This window comes from Solwaraspora sp. WMMD937 (assembly GCF_029581175.1).
Classification (GTDB): Bacteria; Actinomycetota; Actinomycetes; order Mycobacteriales; family Micromonosporaceae; genus Micromonospora_E.
Window position 1 is genome coordinate 94197 of record NZ_CP120738.1, and the last position, 19566, is coordinate 113762.

Consider the following 19566-nt stretch of genomic DNA (forward strand, 5'->3'; position numbering starts at 1 on the left):
GGTTCAGACCGACGGATGCTGAGCGGGTGCCAGGCTGTCGTGGGTGTCCGGCGCGGTTGCCGGTGCCGACCGAGCGCGGTCGAGGCGGGTGGCGGCGACGTATCCGAGCAGCAGCCCGACGGCGATCGCGCCGGGCAGGTAGGTGATGCCGTCGTAGGCTCGCCCGTACTCCATCGGGAAGAGCGCGAGCCGGGACAGGGCAAGTGCGGCAAAGACCGTGCCGGGCGTGATGAGGAACCCGACGATCAACAGTGGCACGGTGAGAAGCAGGTGCAGGCCGACGCGTCGCGGGGAGGATGACCGGCTGTGTATCCCGACGACGGCCCAGGCCGCTGCGGGGACCGCGAAGGCTACGGGCAGGGTGACGACCAGGAAATCGATCAAAGGACGTTGCCCGTTCAAAGTGGGTTCGGGCGTGTACTGGAAGAAGAGGACACCACCGACTGCCGTGGTGAGGGCGAGAGCGGTTGGCAGCCGCCAGAACGGCCGGCGCGGCCGGCGCCTCGACGTGGCCAGGACACCCATGACGGCGATCACCGTCAGTACGGTGGGCAGGCCCACCGCGACCAGCAGCAGGGACGGGGGAGCCGATACCCCGGGCACGATGTAGAGCCGGGCCAGGAAGCCGCCCGGGACGAGGAACGCGGCCAGCACCGTGATGGTGACGACGAGGCGACGTGGTCGCGCAGGCGGCCGTCCGGTCATGGCCGGACGGGTCGAGGCCGCCCAGACCACGATGCCGACAACGAGCCCACCCGCAGCGAGCCAGGGCAGCAGCCGAGGATCCGCCCAACCGCCGCGCACCACCACCATGTTGACTCCCAGCAGTACGACCGAGCCGGCAAGCGTCGGTCGCAGTGGTCGGCCTCGGTAGGCGGCGGCGCACAACAGGCACAGCGCGGCACACACGATGCCGCACAGTTGCAACTCGTGCATCCACACCCGCCCCTCCTGGGTCGACCACCCCTGCCAGCCGGCGGGCTCCGAGGACGGCCATGAGCCGTTCGGTAGAGGGCCCGTCCAGGAGTTCTGTACCCCGATGTTGGGGGTCAGGTAGGCCAAGGTGACCGCCCAGGCCAGGACCGAGTAGACCGCACCGGCGAGGGCGGTGCGGTGCCACCACGGGCCACGTGCGACAGCCGGGGTCTGGCCGGTCAAACCTGCGCCGGTCAAACCTGCGCCGGTCACGGTCGGGCTGGTCACGGTCGGGCTGGTCCGTTCGGACCCACGCTGACCGGAGATACCCCGGCCGGGATCGGGTGCCGTCGACGTGCTGGTCGCGGCGGCCTCGATCGGCCGGGCGAGTCTGATCGCATGGGCCAGGGCAAGCACCACCGAGACGAGGGTCAGATTGGGCAGGATCGCCAGGGCGGCCTCTATCGGCAACGAGGTGCCGAAGGCGTCGTACGTCAACAGCAGGATCGGTTCGCGTACCAGATCGGTGAGCCACCACCAGGGCTGACCCGCCGCTTCGGCCGGTGTCTGGGGTGCCACCAGCACCATCGTGTAGGCGCTGACCAGCATCAGGGCGGGAGCGGCCAGCACGGCCGAGCCGACGGCCGACACCAGACGCCTGCGGCGGGACAGCGCCGCGACGCCCGCCGCCACCGGCGGGAGCAGCACCGACAGACACAGTGCCACGACGACGGCGAACCAGGAGCCGTCCCAGACCCTGTTCGCGCTACGGGCCAGCACATCGAGGGTGAGCAGGCCGGCTGTCACGGGTAGGGTCGCCCACCCACAGCCTGCCGGGCTGACCGGCCGGCCGGCACGTCGTCGCAGCAGCCGCCGGGCGAGCAGCGTGCCGACGGCTGCCGCGACAAGGATGTAAGCCGCATAGCTCACGGCGAAGAAGGTAATGACCGAGGCCATCGGTGTACGCGCCACCGCGTCGATCAGCCAGGCCAGGGAGGACACCGCCATCGCTGCCGTGACCAGCACGAACAGCGGCGCAAGGAACAGCCATCCCGCGTGTATCTGGGTGGGTGAGGGTCTGGGCAGCCGGGGCAGCGGTACCGGTTCCGCGCCCGGCGGGCGGGCGAGCGCGAGACTGGCCGCGAAGCGGAGCTGCCGCCACTTCCGCAGCACAGCGACAGCGCCTTGCTCATGGCCGAGTGCGTACAACTCGCCGGCCCACTCCCGGCTCATCTCCTCGCGCAGGTGTGCCGGCCAACGCCGCGCCGCCGCAGCCAGCAGCCAATCGGCGATCCGCTGGGTCAAGGTGCTCACCACCCCGGCGCCGATGTGAAGGTCGCGGCGTCGGCGGCCCGAGCGCCACCGGCGCCCCGCGGGCGCAGTTTCGCCCGCAGGGCGGCGAGCTCGGCGCGGGCCGCCACGACTCCGTCCGGCGTCAGGCGGTGGTAGCGCCGGGCAGGCCGTCCTTCTGCACGGGGGTCGATGTCCTCCCAGTCGGCCCGTAGCCAGCCCGCCTCCTGCAGCCGGGCCAGGATCGGATACAAGGTGCCGCTGGGCTGGCCGGTGGCCTGCATGAGCTCCAGGCCGTACCGGCCGGCCTGCGGATCGTCGAGTAGTACCGCCAACACCTGAGCCACACTGGTGGTGACCCGGACACGTTCGGTCATACGTGGACCATACTCGGTCCTCTACATAGGGGCTATCCCTCAACCTGGCCCGGGTGCCCGCCGACGTTGCCTCCGCAACCTCTGCTCAGGGCTGCAGCCACCATGGACTGCTGTACGCCACCCCGAAGTCGTTGCACGGGTGCCCGGCCGGGCCGGGCGTCGGGTTGGCCAGCTCCGGGTCGGAGACCCGCAGCACGATCCAGTCGCCGTCGGCGACGTCCAGCGGCACCGTGAAGTCGGCGACCGACCCGGAGACGGTGTCGACGACGTCGACGACGGTCGGCACCGATGTCCCGGGGCGCAGCACCTGGACCCGCAGCGGCTTGCCGTCCCAGACCGCACCCCGGTCCAGGTCCACCCGGAACCGGACGTCACCGGAGGTCAGCCCGATGACCCCACCCATCCGTACGCCGTTGGCGGTCGCATCGAGCCGCAGGCCGGACACCCGGGTGGCGAAACAGCGGCGGGCCGCCATCGCCTCGAACACCGCCGCGCGGGTGTTCTCGGCGACCCACAGACCGCTGCGGCCCTTGCCTTCGTGGAAGCCCCAGGTGGTGCCGTGCTCGTCGGTGACCCCGGTCAGACCGGGCCGCCAGCCGGCGTTGAGGCAGGCCACCAGCGGCGATGCCACCCAGGACGACCAGCCCTCGAACAGGTAGTCGTCGGTTCGGTTGAACATCTCCAGGCCGACGAGCTGCTGCCGCGCCGAGGCGTCGTACGAGAAGTTGTCGAACCGGCCGATCTCCCGGCCCGGGTGGTTGAAGCTGGCCAGGCCGCCGGGCCGACCGGTCAGCCACCGGTAGAGGCTGCCGGGGCTGCCGGCCCGCAGCAGGTCGGCGAAGTCCGAGGTGTTCCACACGTTGATGTGACCCTGCAACGGGTGCGACCACTCGAAGCCACGGATCGCGGTGAACTGACCGGGGTCGTCGGCCGCATTGGCGAGGTCACCGGTGGCCCGCCACTCTGACTGGCTGAGCCCGCTGATGGCGAACATCGTCGCGTGGTCGGTGAGCGCGGCGACGTCGAGCCCGGCCTCGCGCATCGAGGCGAACGCGTCGTCGGCGCTGCCGTCCCCGTCGGACATCACAGTGTGGTTGTGCAGGTCGGCGTGGACCAGGGTGGTCCCCTGACTGATCCGCGACGCCCGGGACGCGCCGGGTGCGCCCATTGCCGTCGCGCCGGCCGACGCCGCACCGGCTGTCATGGCGGTGGCGGCCCGGGCGGTGCCGGGGACGGCGGCGAGCATCAGCATGCCGCCGGCAGCGGCCAGCATCGATCTGCGACCGAGGCCACCGGCCGGGTGCGTGGCGGGGTCGATCTGGCCGTACGGCTGCTGGCCCGTCTGGTGGTCGTCGGGTGTGTGATGGCAGTGGTGGGGGTGTGATCCACTCATGCCAATCATTAGATCGATATAAGTCTTTCCGGAACGCTGCGTCGAGCTGACCGGCGGGCGAACACCACGCGTCTCACCCGACGGGGCCCCACCCGCCGACTGTGGTTCGGCATGATCACTTGACCTGCAGCTGGAAGAGCGTCGGCGTGTCGCCCAGCAGAACGTCAAGTGATCATGCGGGCAAGGTGCCTGACTGGCGCGACCCACTTGGCGCCAGGGCAGGGTGCCACCGCGCCGCCGACCCTATTTGCCGTGCTCTGCAGGGCCGGTGGCGCGGTAGAAGACGAAGCTGGCGAGTCGACCGAGCCGACCGCGGCTGCGGCCGTTCTCCGTACCGCCGGTCAGGCCGGCCTCGGCAGCGCGGCCAGCACCCGCTCGGGCCGGCTGGCCACCACCCGGGGGTCGTTGTGCAGACGTCCGGCTCCGTGGCCCGGGGCCGTACCGTCGATGTCGACGACGTGGAGACGACGTGGAACTGACCGCCGGGGCGCAGCACCCGGCGGACCTCCCGCAACGCGCTGGCCCGCTCCTCGTCGGTCAGGTGGTGCAGCATGAAGGCGGACAGCACCCGGTCCACGCTGGCGTCGGGCAGCGGCAGGTCGCCGGCGAAGGCGACCTCGTAGCCGATCGGCAGCTTGGCGCGGGCGGCCTTGCGCCGGGCCAGCCGCAGCGCGCCCTGGTCCGGGTCGATGCCGACAGCGTCGACGTCCGACTGCCGGCACAGCAGCGCCCGCAGCAGGTTGCCGGTGCCACAGCCGATCCCCAGCACGCGCAGCCCGGGCCGGATCTCGGCCCGGTCGAGCAACTGCTGGTGCACCCGCCCAGCGCCGACCAGCCGGCTGAACGGGTCGTAGAGCGGTAGCAGCCACTGCCGCCCCATCGCGGGCAGGTAGTGCTGGTGCGGACGACTGGCAGCGCGTGGTCCGGTCATGTCACCCTCCGGTATCAGACGAGATTCGGTCACGGATCCAGCGTTGTCCGCTGCTCGCAGCGCGACATCGGTGAGGGTGTGGAGACGATGCGACAAAGTTCGGATCCGGCTTCCCGGGTGGTCGGCATCGCCGGGCGGGGTGTGCCGGTGGTCGGCTTTCCCCGCGTGCCCGGCCTTGCCCCGGTGGCGGTGGCCCGGATCCAGCGGCGCATGCCGAGCAGCGCCGCGATCCCCGCCGACGCGCACACCCACGACTTCGTCGCGCTCTGCTACGCCGAACGGGCCGACGCGACGGTGCGACGCGACGGCCATCAGGACGCCGCACTCGCCCACCTGACCCTGCTGCTGGTGGCCGCGGCCCGGTTGTCGACCAGCGTCGCCGACCAGCTGCGCGCCTCGGACGAGCCGATCTCGCTGGCCGACGTCGCCGCGGAACTCGCGCTCACCGCCGGTCACCTCACCACCGTGGTACGCCGCCGGACCGGCCGCACCGTCCAGCAGTGGATCGCCCAGCGACGCATGCAGCAGGCCCGTACGCTGCTCGCCGAAACCGCGCTGACCGTGGCGGCGATCAGCCGCCGGGTCGGATACCCCGACATCAGCTACTTCATCAAACGGTTTCGCTCTGAGCATTCGGTGACCCCGGCACAGTGGCGGGCCGCCGGGTCCCGACGGTAGGGCGCGCCGCCCCGGTCGAGTGGCGCGCCCTGCCGCTGATCTGTCGCTGATCCAGTCGTTACGGCAGCTGCTTCAGCTCGTCGACGACGGCCCGCCGCACCACCGCCTGACTGAACGTTCGCCATGGAGTCGGACCGCCTGGACATCGTCCAGCAACTGCTCGATGACGTCGTAGCCGCCGGCGCGAACGAGATCGAGGCGGTGGACTTCGACGTGACGACAAAGGGCGAGATGCGCGCGGAGGCTCGGCGTCAGGCGGTCGCCGCCGCCCGGCGCAAGGCCGAGCTGTACGCCGAAGCGGCCGGTGTCCGGCTCGGCGCGGCCATACACATCGATGATGTCGATCCGGAGAATGTGGGGCACGAGCGGTACCGTGGGCACGGATCCGGCGGGCAAGCTTCCGCTCTGCACCTCGCACCCGGGCATGTGGTCGTCTCGGCTGCGGTGGTTCTCGGCTTCTCGATCACCCACGACTGAGGCGACGGCCCGATGGGGCCCGGCAGGTCGTGGCAGGATCGCGTCGTGGCAGTCATCGAGGTCGTCGTCGGCGACATCACGCGAGAAGCAGTGGACGCCATCGTCACAGCCGCCAACGAGTCGCTGCTCGGCGGCGGTGGAGTCGACGGGGCCGTCCACCGTGCGGCCGGCCCTCGCCTGGCGCGGGCCGGCGGCGCGATCGCCCCCTGCGAGCCTGGCGACGCCAAGGCTACGCCGGCGTTCGACCTCGACCCGCCGGTACGGCACGTCATCCACACTGTCGGGCCGGTCTGGGAAGGCGGCGGCCACGGCGAAGCCGACATCCTGGCCTCCTGCTACCGGCGCAGTCTGCGGGTCGCCGACGGACTCGGCGTGCGGGCGATCGCCTTCCCCGCGATCGCCACCGGCGTGTACGGCTTCCCCGCCGACCAGGCCGCCCGGATCGCTGCCGTGACCCTCGCGGCCACCCCGACCACCGTCGAACGGATCCGGCTCGTAGCGTTCGACGAGGACACCGCAGGGCACCTCCATGCCGCGCTGGCCTTCAGCTGCTGATCCGACGAGAGGCATCAAGCCGATGTACCGCCGGGGGCGTGCCCAGGGCGGACGAGGAGGGAAACACCTCTATGGTGGGCTGATGGCGTCGGTCAAGCAGTTCCAGGTCACCTTCGACTGCGCACAACCTGAGCGCGTCGCCCGCTTCTGGTGCGAGGTGCTGGGGTACGCCGTACCGCCGCCTCCGAAGGGGTTCGCCAGTTGGGACGACTTCGACCGCGCACTGCCGCCCGAACGTCAGGGCTCGGCGTTCGCCTGCGTCGATCCCACCGGGGTGGGTCCACGGCTGTTCTTCCAGCGCGTGCCCGAAGGCAAGACCGTCAAGAACCGGCTGCACCTCGACGTACGGGTCGGCACTGGTCTCGTCGGTGACGAGCGGGTGGCCGCGCTCGAGGCCGAATGCGCCCGACTGGTCGCGCTCGGCGCGGTACGCGTACGGCTGCTGCGCGCCGACGGTGTCAGCGAGTCGTGCCTCGTCATGCAGGACGTCGAGGGCAACGAGTTCTGCCTCGACTGAACAGTAGAAGACAGGTGACCGCTGCCGTCGCTGGCCGTACGGCGGTCAAATCGATGGCGCCGTGAAGACCTCGGCGGCACACTGGCGGCCATGCTGGCACAGGTACGAGACGTCGCCGATCTGGTGGCCGCCGGCCACCCGGTGAAGTTCCTGTTCTTCTGGGGCCATCAGCCGGAGGCGGACGGCAGCGTCGGCGCGGGTTGCCTCAGCCAGTGGTCGTCAATAGAATTCACTGTGGACGGTGTCACGTTCGCCACCGCCGAGCACTACATGATGTGGCGAAAGGCGGTCCTGTTCGACGACCCGCTCATGGCCGAAAGGATCCTCGTCGCACCCCACCCTCGCGCCGCCAAGGTGCTCGGCGGCTGGGTCGCCGGGTTCGACCAGCGAACGTGGAACGCCCATCGCGTCCCGATCGTGGTCGCCGGGAACCTGGCCAAGTTCAGCCAGCACCCCGACCTGCGCGCGTACTTGCTCGCCACCGGGCAACGCGTGCTGGTCGAGGCCAGCCCGATGGACCGGATCTGGGGCATCGGCCTGACCCGCGACGACCCGGCCGCCACCGACCCCACCCGGTGGCGCGGCCTCAACCTGCTCGGCTTCGCCCTGATGCAGGTCCGGGACACGCTGCGGGAGCAGATCGGCGGTAGCCACGGCCGGGTCGACGGATTTACCGCCGGGTCGGGCTGACTCCCTTCAGGGCGAGACGCGTCAGCCGTTGCGCCTCGGTGGCGGTGGCCGACTCCGTGGCCAGCGCGATCGCGTTGACGAGGGTCACCAGGTCGGCCATGGCGACGTCCGGCCGTACCGCGCCCTCGTCGACGGCGCGGCGCCGGCGAGGGCGGTGATCGCCTCGACACCGGACACCTGCGGCATCCGCAGGTCCATCAGCACCACGTCGACCCGCAGCCGTAGCGCCTCGGTCACCGCGTCCCGGCCGTTGGCGGCCTCGCCGACCACCTCGATGTCGGGCGGCTCCGCGAAGGCCCCCCGGAGCCCGTCGCGGACGATCGGATGGTCGTCGGCGATCAGAATCGATCATGACGCCACCATCGGGATCGCCGGCACCCGTACGCTGATCGCGGTGCCCTCACCCGGTGCGGTCTCGAGCTCCATCGCACCTCCGACGCTGCGGACCCGCTGCACCATGCTCCGTAGGCCGAAGCCCTGGTCGCGGGGCGGGGTGGTCCGGAGGTTGCCGTCCGGGCCCATGTGGATGCGTAGGCTCCCACGACGTACGGCCGGCAGCTACGCCGAGGACCGGCGGCCAGGCGGCCAGGCGGCCCGGCCAGGCCACGGTCGTCTGTCCGGGTGCGCCGGCGCACCCGCGGGCGCGCGGACTGTACGACGGTCTCGGAGAGACTCGTTCGGGCAGCACGGCCGTCAGCTGTTGTCTTCGACGTCGCCCGGGTCATCGAGTGCCGGCTGGGCGTCGAGGTCCCGCAGAGCGAAGCGGAGGTGTTCCCACTCCTCGTCCAGGATCACGTGCAGGCAGTGCAGTACGGACACGGTGTGCTCGGGCGACCAGGCGCTCGGACGTGGCTCGGCGAGCACATCCGCTGTGACGGTCGCGAGGAAGTCCCGGACCATGGCCTGGCGCTCGGCACGCACCTGGAGTACCGCCGCGAGCGTCGGCTTCTCCGTCGCGAAGATCGACATGTCGAAGCCGTCCGTCTCGTACTCGGCGTGCGGCTGGCCCAGCGGATGGAAGGGTCGCGGCAGACGCAGGACCGCCTTGCCGAGCCAGGCGTCGGTAGCGAACGCGAGGTGGCGCAGCGTCTGCGCGAACGACCATTCGCCGTCGACCGACACGTCGGTGGCGCCCTCGGGCAGGGCTGGGATCCGATCGACCACGGCCGCCCACGCCTGTTCGAGCGCCGCCCACGCCGTACGCAGGCCAGCGGGATCGCCGGCCCGTTTCAGCTCCCGTCCGGGAAACCGCCGGTCGAGTTCCGCCTCGACGAACGGCACGACGTCGACCCCGTTGACCAGCAGGGCGCCGTCGGCCAGCCACGGCGCGTCGATGTCGAGCCCGCGTACGTCGACGCCGCGCATCACCGCGCCGGCCAACGTCGACCTGTCGAACCGCGCACCTCGCAGGTCCCGGTCTACGAAACGTGTGACGTCCTCCTGAGCCATGGCACACCTTTCCTCGGCGATCCGGCGATCCGGCGGTGCTAGCGGCACATCGGCAGGCGGGAGTGCCGCGCTGAAGCGGGCCGCGACCGTGGCGACCGCCGCCCGCAGTTCGGGGCCTTGCTCCACAGTGAAGTCGAACGGGACGACAGCCAGCCATTCCTGGGCGTACATCGTGGGGTTGCGGGTGCTGCCGACCAGGACGCACCGGTCGCCGTCCGGAGTGAGGCGGCCCATCGGCGGCCGGATCCACGGTGCCACCTGCTCGTACGGCGCGTGGAACACGACCCGGGTGGGGTACTGCCAGCCCACGCCGAGATGCGCTTCGAGGGCGGCGACCGGATCCAGGTCGTCGGGCGGGGTGAAGCCGTGCGGCAGCTGCCGTACGGCCCGGACCCGGTCGATCCGGTACGTGCGTACCGCGTCGGCGCGGTGCGAGTGGCACAGCAGGTACCAGCGTCGGTGCCGGACCACGACCGCCCACGGGTCGACCTCGGCGTCGTACTGCTCGCCGCTGCCGCCGCGATAGGTGATCGTGACACGACACCGGTCGGCGACGGCGCTGACCAGGGCGTTCGTGATGGTGGGATCAGTACGGGCCGGATGCCGGTCAGGGGTGGCCGAGGCGTACCCCCGAAGGGCCGCCGCCTGCCGTCCGACGCTGTCGGGTAAAGCCCGGATGACCTTGCTGAGTGCCGCGCCGATCGGGTCGTCGGGGTCGATCGCGGCGGGCTGCCCGTCGAGTACGGCCATGACCAGGCCGAGGGCCTGTTCCTGGGTGAAGACCACCGGCGGCAGCCGGGTGCCCCGGCCGAGCCGGTAGCCGCCGTACGGGCCGCGCACCGATTCGACCTCGATGCCGGCCTCCCGGAGGATGCCGACGTAGCGTCGCGCGGCCCGTTCGGTCACGCCCAGGGCGGCGGCGAGCTGGTCGGCGGTGGTGCCGGGGCGTTCCCGCAGGATCTCGAGCGTCCGGACGGCGCGGGCGGTCGGGCTCGGTCCGGTGCGCACGACGCAGACAGTACCGGAAGTAGAACGTCCGGAATCGCCGTTAGGTTGAGATCATGACCGCAGAACAGATCGTGCTCATCGGTGGCTTGTGGCTCGACGGGTCGGCGTGGACCGACGTCGCCGCCGAGTTGGAGAAGGTGGACCGGCGTCCGGTGCCGGTGACCCTGCCGGGTCAGGGCGACGGGAACACGTCGGCGACGCTCGCCGACCAGCTGGCCGCGGTGCTCGCCGCCGTGGACGCGGGACCGGGCAGGTCGGTGGTGGTGGGTCATTCGGCGGCCTGCACCCTGGCCTGGATGGCGGCCGACGCCCGGCCCGAGCGGGTGGCGAAGGTCGTGCTGATCGGTGGCGTCCCGGCGGTCGACGGAGACACGTACGCAGACTTCTTCGAGGTCGACGCCGGTGTCATGCCGTTTCCGGGCTGGGAGCCGTTCGACGGCGCGGATGCGGCCGACCTGGACGAGCAGGCCCGGCGGGACTTCGCGGCGGCGGCGGTCCCGGTCCCCGAGGGCGTGGCCAAAGGCGTGGTACGGCTGACCGACGAGCGGCGGTTCGACGTACCGGTCGTGCTGGTGTGTCCGGAGTTCACGCCGGCCCAGGCGCAGGAGATGATCACCGCCGGGCAGGTCCCCGAGCTGGCCCGGGCCAAGGACCTCGACCTGGTCGACATCGACTCCGGGCACTGGCCGATGCTCACCCGACCCGCGGATCTGGCCCGGATCCTCGCCGAGGTCTAGCTGCGGGCAGCGGCGTCGGCGGGTGTGGGCACTATCGTGCTGGGGTGCGTATCCGTTTCGATGTCCCCGCCGATCCCGACTACCCGGGCAGGGCGGCCGCCGCGCTCAGCCGGGTGCGGCTGGCCAAGTTCGGCTACATCGGCGCGGTCCTGGCGACGACCGGGGTGGCCGCTTTCGTCGCCGCGCGGGAGTACGGCTGGGGCGAGCAGTTCTCGCTGCTGTGGATGTCGCTGGTCACCGCCGGTGTGCTGTCGATGCTGTACGGGCCGTGGGTGCGTTCGCGGGCCCGGCGCCGGTCCGGCGAGTACGCGGTCGACGGCGGCTACGACATCACCGACGACACCATCACGATGCGCAGCGGTACGGAGTTCGGCGACATCGCCTGGGACAGGGTCAGCAAGGTGCTCGACACCCCCGGATTCTGGATCGTGTACGTGGGCCGGATGCCGGCGACCGTGATCCCCCGTGAGTTGATGTCCGCCGACGACGTCGAGACGTTGCGGGACTTCATGGTCAACCGCGGCCTGCTCCAGACCGGGTGAAGGCGCCTCAGCCGTACCGCTCGACGAGCCCGGTGCCGATCGCGGCCAGGTGGTCCCGCACACCGGCGGGGCCGGTCACCTCCAGCCAGTCGACCTGCCAGGCGAGTTCGCCGGCGAGCGTGTACTCGCTGTAGCCACGGATCACGACCTCGACGCGGCCGTCGGCTGTGGGGCCACCCACCTCGAGCCGGTCGCCGAGCGCCATCCGGAGCGTGCCGATCCCGTCGGGCGCGCAGACCGCCTGAATCTCGACGGGCATCCGCCTGCGGTCGACCTCGTCGGCGATCTCCCGCCAGCTCTCGGCAAGGTCGAAGTCCACGGGTCGGTGCACCGGATCGTCGGTGGGGTCGACGGACGAGACGCGGTCGATCCGGAAGGTCCGTCGGCCAGACCCGGTGGTGGCGACGAGGTACCACCACGGATTCTTGGCGACGACGCCCAGCGGGTGGACGGTCCGCTCGGTCACGGTGCCGGTGCTGTCGACGTAGCCGAGCCGCACCTGGACGCCACGGATCACCGCGTCCTGGAGTTCGTCGAGGAAGCGTGGCGGCGGGCGGTCGGCCCGGCTGGTCCCCCACCGTTGCGGGTCCACGACGATCGACGACGCCGCTGCCTGCGCCTGGGCCCGGAAGGGCTCCGGCAGGGCCTGGACGAGCTTGCGCAGCGCTGCCTTGACCTCCGGTGTCGCGGCCGAGGCCGGGCCGGCGACCAGGAACAGGGCGCGGGCCTCACTCGCGGTCAACCCGGACAGGTCGGTACGGGCACCGCCGACGAGGCGCCAGCCGCCGCCACGCCCCTGCGTGGCGTACACGGGCACCCCGGCCATGGCCAGGGCGTCGAGGTCGCGGCGGGCGGTGCGCTCGGAGACCTCCAGCTCCCGGGCGACCTCCGCCGCGGTCACCTGCTCGCGCTGCTGCAGCAGCAGGAGTACGGCCACCAGCCGGTCGGTTCGCATGCCGCCAAGATTGTCAGATAAACCGGTCATGAGGTGACCGGTTATGGTCGGCAGGATGGCGGCATGAACTTTCCCGAACCAAGTCTTGTCCCCGTCAACGGTGTGCAGCTCGAAGTCTTCGAAGCCGGTCGGCGCAACGCCGGAAAGCCGATCGTGCTCTGTCACGGCTGGCCGGAGCACGCCTTCTCGTGGCGTCATCAGATGGCTGCCCTGGCCGAGGCGGGCTACCACGTGATCGTTCCGAACCAGCGGGGCTACGGCAATTCGTCGCGCCCGACCGAGGTGACCGACTACGACATCGCGCATCTGTCGGGGGATCTCGTCGCGCTGCTCGACCACTACGGGTACGACGATGCCACCTTCGTCGGCCACGACTGGGGCGCGATGGTCGTCTGGGGGCTGACCCTGCTGCATCCGGACCGGGTCAACAAGGTGATCAACCTGAGCCTGCCGTACCAGGAGCGTGGGGAGACGCCCTGGATCGAGCTGATGGAAGCCGTACTCGGCGGCGACTTCTACTTCGTCCACTTCAACCGGAAGCCGGGCGTCGCGGACGCCGTGTTCGACGAACACACGTACCGGTTCCTGCGCAACCTGTACCGGAAGAACGTGCCGTTCAGACAGCCTCAGCCGGGTATGGCGTTCATTGAGCTGGCCAGGGCGGATACACCACTCGGCGAGCCGGTGATGAGCGACGACGAGCTGGCCGTCTTCGTCTCGGCCTTCGAGTCGACCGGGTTCACCGGCAGCATCAACTGGTACCGCAACCTCGACCGCAACTGGCATCTGCTGGCGGACGTCGACCCGATCATCCGACAGCCCACCCTCATGATCTACGGCGACCGGGACACGATCGCCAAGTCCGCCAGGCTGGCGGAGTTCGTGCCCGACGTGGACGTGGTCACCCTGGACTGCGGGCACTGGATCCAGCAGGAGAAGCCGGAAGAGACGAACCGCGCGATCCTGACGTGGCTGGCACAGCAGGATGTCTCCCAGGGCGAACAGGTCCTGACGGAGTCCTGACGATCCAGGGTGGCCGTCGGTCCGATGAGTTGATCTATCCTTCATGGATGGAAAAATCCGAAAGCGGATACCGTTGGGAGACCGCCAGCGCAGGACAGATCCCGCCCGGTGCGGTTCCCCACGGCAACGAGGAGAACGGCGCGCTGCACGTCGGCAAGGTGCGGCCCGATTTCGGCGCGGCCAACATCGGGTACGACAGGAACGAGTGCACGGTCGCGACGTACGAGGTGCCGCTGGACCCGCAGCCGGCTCCTGCCCCACGCCGCACCGGGGTCCAGATGGAGCCCACCTACGCCGACTTCGGCACCGACCCGGCACGCACCGGCAACGTCACCATCACCGACGTCGACGGGGTGGAGGACGCTGACGGTCACCTGGAGATCGATGCCGGCGGCTCGGTCGAGCTGGAGTTCGACGTACCCGACCCGGAGGTCGTCGGTGAGGCGTGCGTCGCAGTCGTGGCACTTGCCTCGATGCTCTTCGACTCGCCCGGATACGCCCCGCTCACCGTTCGTCTCAACGGCAGGCCACTGGCGGACCGGCTGCGGATCCCGAACGGTGGCGGGCTGCCGCAGCGGCTGATTTTCGCGGTCCCGGCTGAAGATCTGCTGGTCGGGCGCAACACGTTGCGGGTGGAGAGCGGTAACGACGCCGAGAGCATGCTGTGGCTGTACCGGGTCACGATCGACCCGATGCACGCGCACGACCAGGCCAGGTCGGCGCTCGAGAGCCAGCTGACCGCGGAACCGGTGCTGAGGTACGCCACCAGTCGGGGGGAGGTCACTATCTTCATCGACCGGGGCGAGCATTGCCTTCTCGAGCACGTGGCCTGGGCCGACGATTCCGGCGCCGAGTACGCCGTCACCTTCGAGGCCCAGCAGGCTGCCTTCTACGGCTGGTGTCGCCGGCCGGGCAAGCGACCGAAGGAGTTCCGCGGCCAGCTCATCGAACGTAGTCCCGCCACCAGCGATGCCTCGCGATACGTGGCCCAGGAAGGCTGGGGTGGTGGCTGGTACCCCTCGCACGACCTCCTGCTCGCGGTGGGGGTGGGTGGTCGCCCGCTCACCCGGTTGGCCTGGCGCGACAACCGGGGCGGAACCGGCACGATCGCCTTTGACGACGGCACGTTCCTGGGGATCCGCCAGGGGGTCGGATCAGGCCCTGTCGGCTACCGGGGCCGAATGAGGTAGGAGCAACGCTGCCGGGCATCCCGGCCAGGCCGGACCACACCCCCTCACCCACACAGTGGCCGAAGTTACCGCTGGTTTCCCGCGCGCAGCCAGGCGATGTAGTCAGCGGCAGCCGCAGCGGTGTCGTACCGGGGGTTGAATCCGGTGTCCTCGCGCAGGCGGGTGATGTCGAGCCAGCTCACCGGGCGGTCTCCGCCCGAGGGAAGTTCGCAACGGAAGCCGGGCTCGACGGATGCGATCGCGGTGACGACGTCGGCGTTGCTCGTGGCACGGCCAGAGGCGACGTTGTATGTCGAGTGGGTCAGCTTCCCGGCGAGCTGCAGCAACGCGAGTGCGCGACCGGTGTCCTTGACGTAGAGCAGGTCGAGAGCGTCTTCGGCGTGCGGTGGTGCGAGGAGTCCGGACAGGTCTGGTTCCGCGTGCCGGGCTGCGGCATGGGCCAGGGAGGGCGCGGCGAAGAACGGGTCGGGCAGGTGTCCGCCGGGACCCCAGGTGCCGCAGATGCGTGCGTTGACGATGTCGACGTCGGTCACGTCCGAGAGGTGACCGGCGAGGAGTTCGGTGATCTTCTTGAACGTCGGGATGGCGTGGACGTGCCCCAAGGGGATCGGCGCGTCCTCGGTCAGCGCGCCTTCAGAGGTGAAGCCGTAGACGCCGATGGTGCTGGCGGTGACGACGCGGCGCACACCCCAGGTCCGCGCGACGCGGACGATGTTGAGGAACGCCTCCAGGGCTCCTCCCGTCGCTCCGATCGGGTCGACGTCGGTCGCCGGCCAGGGCAGGGCGAGGGCGAGGTGCACGATTCCGGTTATCGGGTACCGCCGGCCGACGGCGAGCAGCGCGTCGAGGTCGGCGACGTCGGCCTGGACGACGTGGATGGGCAGGTCCGCCAGGTGTGGGGGGATTCGGGGGGTGCGGCGCTGGAGCAGGACGCACTCCTCGCCGGCCTCGGCGAGGGCGCGGACGGTGTGGGAGCCGATGAAACCGACCCCTCCGGTGACGATGATCATGACAAGCCTTTCGCAGTAAGTCTGATCGTCAGTGATACTGACGATCAGACTATGCCCTAAGATGGGAGCCGTGTCCACCGAGCCGAGCGCCACCGCTGACCCGCACGAGGTCCTGGGGTACCTCCTCAAGCACGCGGCCCTGAAGCTCACCGCGTTGACCGACGCAGCGCTCGAGCCGCTGGGGATCGACAGCAAGGACTTCGGAGCGCTCCGGGTCCTGGCCCACCGGGAACCGACCTCGCAGCTGCAGGTGGCGCAGACCCTCGGCATCGACCGCACCACGATGGTCGCCTTGCTGGATGTACTTGAGCGCAAGGGCATCATCACGCGCCGACCGGACCCCACAGACCGGCGCCGGAACGTCGTTGAGCTCACCGAACAGGGGTTGCAGACCTACGACGCGGCACAGGTGGCGTACGGGAAGGCCGAGAGCGCGTTCCTGGCCGGGATCAGTCCGAGTGCGACAAGTCAGCTTCGCCAGACACTGCGGACCCTCGTGGAGAACTGACCCGACCCCCAGCGTCGTACGACGCACGGGCCGACTTCGCCGCATCCTGTGCTCGTGCGATGGTGGACGAGGTGGCGGCCAGCTGCGGACGGGTCGGCAACCAGACGGTCTGGACACCGAGCCGCTCGTTCATCGCGGCGAGCTGGTGCTCGTAGTGGAGGTCCGCAGCCGTACGCACGCCACGGACGATGGCCGTGGCGCCACGGCGCAGGCAGTAGGTGGCGGTCAGGCCGGTCCAGGTGTCGACCTCGACGTTGCCCCAGTCCGCCGGCATGGCGTCGCGCACGCGTACCGCTCTGGCCGTGGCCTCGGCGGTCGGTTGCTTGTCGGCGTTCACCGCCAGCAGCACGACGATCCGGTCGAACATCATCCGGGCACGGGCCACCAGGTCGCCGTGTCCCGGGGTGAACGGGTCGAACGTACCGGGATAGACCGCCAACGAACCGCGCACCGGTGTCAGCCGGCCGTGACGGGGTAGCTGTTCTGGAAGGCGAGCCGCTGGTCAGCGTCCGCCGCGATGCCGTCAAGGTGATCGTCGAGGTTGACGAAGGCCTGCCAGGGTTCCTGCCCGGAGGCGGCAGCGAGACGGTCGACGACGAGTTGTTCGAGGTCGACGACCCTTTTGGCTTTCCAGATCTTGTCGGCGAGGCTGACGAGCAGGTCTTCGCGCTCGATGCCGGGCGACTGCCAACTGGCGTGCGTCGCGGCGAAGCGTGCCAGGTCCGGGTCGATCCCGGCGTCGAGCAGAAGCTGTTGACCGGCCGGCTCGTGCCGCGAACCCGGCCCGGACAACTCCGCCACGTGGACGGTCTTGCCGATGTCGTGGGTGGCGGCACCGAAGAGTACGGCGTCGCGGTCGAAGACCAGGGCCGGGTAGTGGACGGCCAGCCAGCCCGTGAGCTGGGCGGCGACGTCGTGTACCGCGCGCAGATGCGCGACCAAGCGTGGTGGCGCATCGAGCCTGAGCAGAAGGTCACCGACCGGAGCCGGCAGCGGCCGCAGCGGTGGGTCGTCCAAGGCGTCGTGCAGCGTCAAAGGCATGCGTGCTCCGTCCTGCCTGATGTGCAGGGGCCCGACAAGCACATCGTAGTGCGGCCGAACAGCATGCCCATTGCCGCCCGTAGTGCACAGCCGGCTCATCGGTCTGTCAGTCCACGGACGCCTGCGATGGCTCGATGGCCACTTCCGAACTGTGAGATCCGACCTGGCAACGGCCCGGCTGATGGAGCGGGAGTCGGCGAGTCCGCGCGACGGCTTTCCAGCACACCGATCAGTCACTCTGAGTCAGCCGATGGCGCACGCCTCCGTCTTCGCAGGCGGAGGTGCCGGCACCTCCGCCTGCGGCGAGGTCCCGCACCCGCCGCTCGCCTACGTCCTGCGCAAGTACCTCAAGCCGACCAGCGAGAACCCCGGCCACCCCACGTACGCCGGCGCGGTCGCCGCGATCACCGTCGCGATGCTCCTCACCCACACCAGCGGCCTCCCGGCCGGCGCTAACATCAGCCAGATCAGCGGACGCGACGCCCGCTGGCGGGCCGTCCTGTCCACCGGGCTCGTCAACGGCGCCACCCCCGGCGACAGGTTCCGCTACTCCAGCGTCGGACTGATGGTCCTCGGCCGCATCATCGAGAAGGTCACCGGGCAGGGCCTCGCCGACGCGCTGCGTACCGGCCTGACCGGACCCCTCGGCCTGGCCGACACCGGCTTCACTCCGACCGACCGGCACTCCGCCGCCGACATCGCCGCCCGGATGGCCGCCACCGACGCCCGATCCTCACGCGGCCTGCTCGGCGGCGGCAGCCACAACGGCGTACGGATCCTCAGCCAGGCCACCTGCCAGCGGATGCTCACCAACGCCAACACCGGGCTGCCGGCGATCGACCCCGAACGCCCGCAACGCACCTCCGACCACGGCCTCGGCGTCGTGCTCAACCAGCCCTGGTTCATGGGCAACCTCGCCGGTCCCCGCAGCTTCGGCCACACCGGATTCTCCGGCACCTCACTGGTGGTCGACCCGGACCGCAACCTCGTCTTCGCCCTGCTCACCAACCGCGCCCACCCCAACTGGAGCTGGGCCAACCCCGACCCCGCCCGGGTCGCCGCCGCCAACATCGTCGCCCGCGACTTCGGCTGACCCGCGCCGCTCGACGGCGGACCGCCGCACCTTCCAGCTTCAGACGGTGGATGCGACAAGTACCGCCGCAATGCCCGCGACGACGAGTTCCGGAAGCTGGGCCAACATCAGCCACTTCTTCAGCCCGGCCGGCGCGGTCCACCACGCCTCCGGCGTGTAGTGGACCAGAGCCAACTTCAGCAGGTGCACCATCGAGACAGCGAACATGAACGCAGCGGGAAGCGCGATCGCCTGGAACACCACGTCCGGCAGATCACCGAACACGATCGATACGACAACCACCAGCAGAAGCTCGGCCAACCCGGTCACACAGAATGCGACAAACCACACCACTGACCGGCTGAGCTGCCGCAGCAGCAGGTCAGCGGCGTCCTCCCAGGGTGCCGCGACCTCCATCAGGAAAGTCTGTGCCCTGCTCTGCCCCTCGTCCGGGACAACGTCGAGCATCCTGCTGACCGGGCCAGCCAGGAGACGGGCCAGCAGAAGCCCGACATCGGCGCTCACTTCTCGCTGCCCGCGACGCTGACCGACCGGCCGCCACCGCGCCGGCCGGTCATCAGTAACGTCCCGTCCATTCGACCTCACCACCTCAGGCCCAGCATGGAAGGTCGGCGCTATCGGCCATCCTCCCACTGTGCGACCGCCACCTGGTCCCGTGGCTAAGTCCTCGGCCGCCGTAATCGCGCGTCCTGCCGACCTGGATGAGGTCGCCACCGGGCTCACCCACGCAGACTCCACGACTTCGCGACGCCAGACCAGCCGAGTTCGCTCGACCAGCCTGGCGCGGGCTTTTGCCGGTAGCCCGTTGCATTAGATCAGCGGTGGGTTACGCGAGCGGGCCCACTCGAACAGGTTCTCGCGGGCCGCCACCGGGAAGCGGGCGTCCATGTCCGCGAGGTTGCTGATCAGCTCCTGTGCCTTCGACTCGCTCAGCACGCCGTCACGGTAGGCCGCGACGACGAGCTGCAGCGTCCGGTGCACCCGCACACCGCGCGAGCGTCCGACGTTGCAGGCAACCTGGTCATCGACGTACGCGGCGGCTCCGTGTGCTTCGGCCCAGGCCAGCACCGATGCCTCTCCGGCGTTGCGTTACGTAGCAACTCCTCGTCGCGCTCGGAGATATCGTCGCGCCCGCTCCGACCGGCCGCCCGTGCAGCGAGCATCCGCCGGCCGGGCGGGTCGGGAAC

Annotated in this window: 24 protein-coding genes and 2 pseudogenes; 11 read left to right on the forward strand and 15 right to left on the reverse strand. The window is 70.3% G+C overall.

Annotation, left to right across the window (positions count from 1 at the left end):
• Positions 1–3: 3 nt before the first annotated feature.
• The 4 genes and pseudogenes from O7621_RS00420 to O7621_RS00435 all read right to left on the reverse strand — a co-directional run bounded on the left by O7621_RS00420 (position 4) and on the right by O7621_RS00435 (position 4906).
• A complete protein-coding gene (locus O7621_RS00420; protein ID WP_282232223.1) occupies positions 4–2229 on the reverse strand; it encodes a hypothetical protein in 2226 nt (741 codons plus the stop codon).
• A complete protein-coding gene (locus tag O7621_RS00425; RefSeq protein ID WP_282232224.1) occupies positions 2226–2582 on the reverse strand; it encodes a helix-turn-helix transcriptional regulator in 357 nt (118 codons plus the stop codon). The genes O7621_RS00420 and O7621_RS00425 overlap by 4 nt, the downstream gene beginning before the upstream one ends.
• Positions 2583–2667: 85 nt before the next feature.
• Positions 2668–3975, reverse strand: a complete 1308-nt coding sequence (locus O7621_RS00430; protein ID WP_282232225.1) for a CehA/McbA family metallohydrolase — start codon at positions 3973–3975, stop codon at positions 2668–2670.
• A gap of 243 nt (positions 3976–4218) precedes the next feature.
• Positions 4219–4906, reverse strand: a pseudogene (locus O7621_RS00435) (class I SAM-dependent methyltransferase).
• A 141-nt stretch (positions 4907–5047) separates the two neighbouring features.
• Here O7621_RS00435 and O7621_RS00440 point away from each other — a divergent pair.
• The 5 genes from O7621_RS00440 to O7621_RS00460 all read left to right on the forward strand — a co-directional run bounded on the left by O7621_RS00440 (position 5048) and on the right by O7621_RS00460 (position 7823).
• Complete coding sequence (locus O7621_RS00440; RefSeq protein ID WP_282234794.1) at positions 5048–5584, forward strand: helix-turn-helix transcriptional regulator; 537 nt, start codon at positions 5048–5050, stop codon at positions 5582–5584.
• A 123-nt stretch (positions 5585–5707) separates the two neighbouring features.
• A complete protein-coding gene (locus O7621_RS00445; RefSeq protein WP_282232227.1) occupies positions 5708–6061 on the forward strand; it encodes an SIMPL domain-containing protein in 354 nt (117 codons plus the stop codon).
• 45 nt (positions 6062–6106) lie between these two features.
• On the forward strand, positions 6107–6616 hold the full coding sequence (locus O7621_RS00450) for a macro domain-containing protein (protein ID WP_282232228.1): 510 nt from the start codon (positions 6107–6109) through the stop codon (positions 6614–6616).
• An 82-nt stretch (positions 6617–6698) separates the two neighbouring features.
• Positions 6699–7133, forward strand: a complete 435-nt coding sequence (locus tag O7621_RS00455; protein ID WP_282232229.1) for a VOC family protein — start codon at positions 6699–6701, stop codon at positions 7131–7133.
• A gap of 90 nt (positions 7134–7223) precedes the next feature.
• Positions 7224–7823, forward strand: a complete 600-nt coding sequence (locus O7621_RS00460; RefSeq protein ID WP_282232230.1) for an NADAR family protein — start codon at positions 7224–7226, stop codon at positions 7821–7823.
• Here the strand turns inward: O7621_RS00460 and O7621_RS29130 are convergent.
• From O7621_RS29130 to O7621_RS00480, 5 genes and pseudogenes are all read right to left on the reverse strand, one after another.
• Complete coding sequence (locus O7621_RS29130; protein WP_348775274.1) at positions 7804–7923, reverse strand: hypothetical protein; 120 nt, start codon at positions 7921–7923, stop codon at positions 7804–7806. The two genes, O7621_RS00460 and O7621_RS29130, sit on opposite strands and share 20 nt — an antisense overlap.
• Positions 7908–8168 (reverse strand): response regulator transcription factor, encoded by a 261-nt coding sequence (locus O7621_RS00465; RefSeq protein WP_348775335.1) that lies wholly within the window; start codon positions 8166–8168, stop codon positions 7908–7910. The genes O7621_RS29130 and O7621_RS00465 overlap by 16 nt, the downstream gene beginning before the upstream one ends.
• A gap of 3 nt (positions 8169–8171) precedes the next feature.
• Entirely contained in the window at positions 8172–8345 is a 174-nt protein-coding gene (locus O7621_RS00470; RefSeq protein ID WP_282232231.1) for a hypothetical protein, read from the reverse strand.
• 171 nt (positions 8346–8516) lie between these two features.
• Positions 8517–9272: a DinB family protein gene (locus tag O7621_RS00475; protein ID WP_348775336.1), complete on the reverse strand. Its 756-nt coding sequence runs from the start codon at positions 9270–9272 to the stop codon at positions 8517–8519.
• A gap of 51 nt (positions 9273–9323) precedes the next feature.
• A pseudogene (locus O7621_RS00480) lies at positions 9324–10229 on the reverse strand (WYL domain-containing protein); the annotation flags it as partial.
• A gap of 104 nt (positions 10230–10333) precedes the next feature.
• Here O7621_RS00480 and O7621_RS00485 point away from each other — a divergent pair.
• Together O7621_RS00485 and O7621_RS00490 are read left to right on the forward strand one after the other, a co-directional pair.
• On the forward strand, positions 10334–11017 hold the full coding sequence (locus O7621_RS00485; RefSeq protein WP_282232232.1) for an alpha/beta hydrolase: 684 nt from the start codon (positions 10334–10336) through the stop codon (positions 11015–11017).
• Between the two features lie 44 nt (positions 11018–11061).
• Positions 11062–11559 carry a YcxB family protein gene (locus tag O7621_RS00490; protein WP_282232233.1) on the forward strand — a complete coding sequence of 166 codons (498 nt, stop codon included), beginning with the start codon at positions 11062–11064 and terminating at the stop codon, positions 11557–11559.
• Between the two features lie 7 nt (positions 11560–11566).
• Here O7621_RS00490 and O7621_RS00495 read toward each other — a convergent pair whose 3' ends face one another.
• Positions 11567–12514, reverse strand: a complete 948-nt coding sequence (locus O7621_RS00495; protein ID WP_282232234.1) for a WYL domain-containing protein — start codon at positions 12512–12514, stop codon at positions 11567–11569.
• Positions 12515–12577: 63 nt separating this feature from the next.
• Here O7621_RS00495 and O7621_RS00500 point away from each other — a divergent pair, with 63 nt between their 5' ends.
• On the forward strand, positions 12578–13537 hold the full coding sequence (locus O7621_RS00500) for an alpha/beta hydrolase (RefSeq protein WP_282232235.1): 960 nt from the start codon (positions 12578–12580) through the stop codon (positions 13535–13537).
• Positions 13538–13584: 47 nt separating this feature from the next.
• Positions 13585–14727 (forward strand): hypothetical protein, encoded by a 1143-nt coding sequence (locus O7621_RS00505; RefSeq protein WP_282232236.1) that lies wholly within the window; start codon positions 13585–13587, stop codon positions 14725–14727.
• Between the two features lie 65 nt (positions 14728–14792).
• Here the strand turns inward: O7621_RS00505 and O7621_RS00510 are convergent, their stop codons facing one another.
• Positions 14793–15737 carry an NAD(P)-dependent oxidoreductase gene (locus tag O7621_RS00510; protein ID WP_282232237.1) on the reverse strand — a complete coding sequence of 315 codons (945 nt, stop codon included), beginning with the start codon at positions 15735–15737 and terminating at the stop codon, positions 14793–14795.
• A gap of 70 nt (positions 15738–15807) precedes the next feature.
• Here O7621_RS00510 and O7621_RS00515 point away from each other — a divergent pair, with 70 nt between their 5' ends.
• Positions 15808–16245 (forward strand): MarR family transcriptional regulator, encoded by a 438-nt coding sequence (locus O7621_RS00515; RefSeq protein ID WP_282232238.1) that lies wholly within the window; start codon positions 15808–15810, stop codon positions 16243–16245.
• Here O7621_RS00515 and coaD read toward each other — a convergent pair.
• Complete coding sequence (coaD, locus tag O7621_RS00520; protein WP_282232239.1) at positions 16187–16696, reverse strand: pantetheine-phosphate adenylyltransferase; 510 nt, start codon at positions 16694–16696, stop codon at positions 16187–16189. The genes O7621_RS00515 and coaD overlap by 59 nt on opposite strands.
• 5 nt (positions 16697–16701) lie before the next feature.
• On the reverse strand, positions 16702–17385 hold the full coding sequence (locus O7621_RS00525) for an HD domain-containing protein (RefSeq protein WP_282232240.1): 684 nt from the start codon (positions 17383–17385) through the stop codon (positions 16702–16704).
• Between the two features lie 151 nt (positions 17386–17536).
• Here O7621_RS00525 and O7621_RS00530 point away from each other — a divergent pair, with 151 nt between their 5' ends.
• Positions 17537–18379 carry a serine hydrolase domain-containing protein gene (locus O7621_RS00530; protein WP_282232241.1) on the forward strand — a complete coding sequence of 281 codons (843 nt, stop codon included), beginning with the start codon at positions 17537–17539 and terminating at the stop codon, positions 18377–18379.
• Between the two features lie 39 nt (positions 18380–18418).
• Here the strand turns inward: O7621_RS00530 and O7621_RS00535 are convergent, their stop codons facing one another.
• Both O7621_RS00535 and O7621_RS00540 read right to left on the reverse strand, forming a co-directional pair.
• Positions 18419–18883 (reverse strand): hypothetical protein, encoded by a 465-nt coding sequence (locus O7621_RS00535; RefSeq protein ID WP_282232242.1) that lies wholly within the window; start codon positions 18881–18883, stop codon positions 18419–18421.
• A 306-nt stretch (positions 18884–19189) separates the two neighbouring features.
• On the reverse strand, positions 19190–19447 hold the full coding sequence (locus O7621_RS00540) for a hypothetical protein (RefSeq protein WP_282232243.1): 258 nt from the start codon (positions 19445–19447) through the stop codon (positions 19190–19192).
• Positions 19448–19566 lie beyond the last annotated feature (119 nt).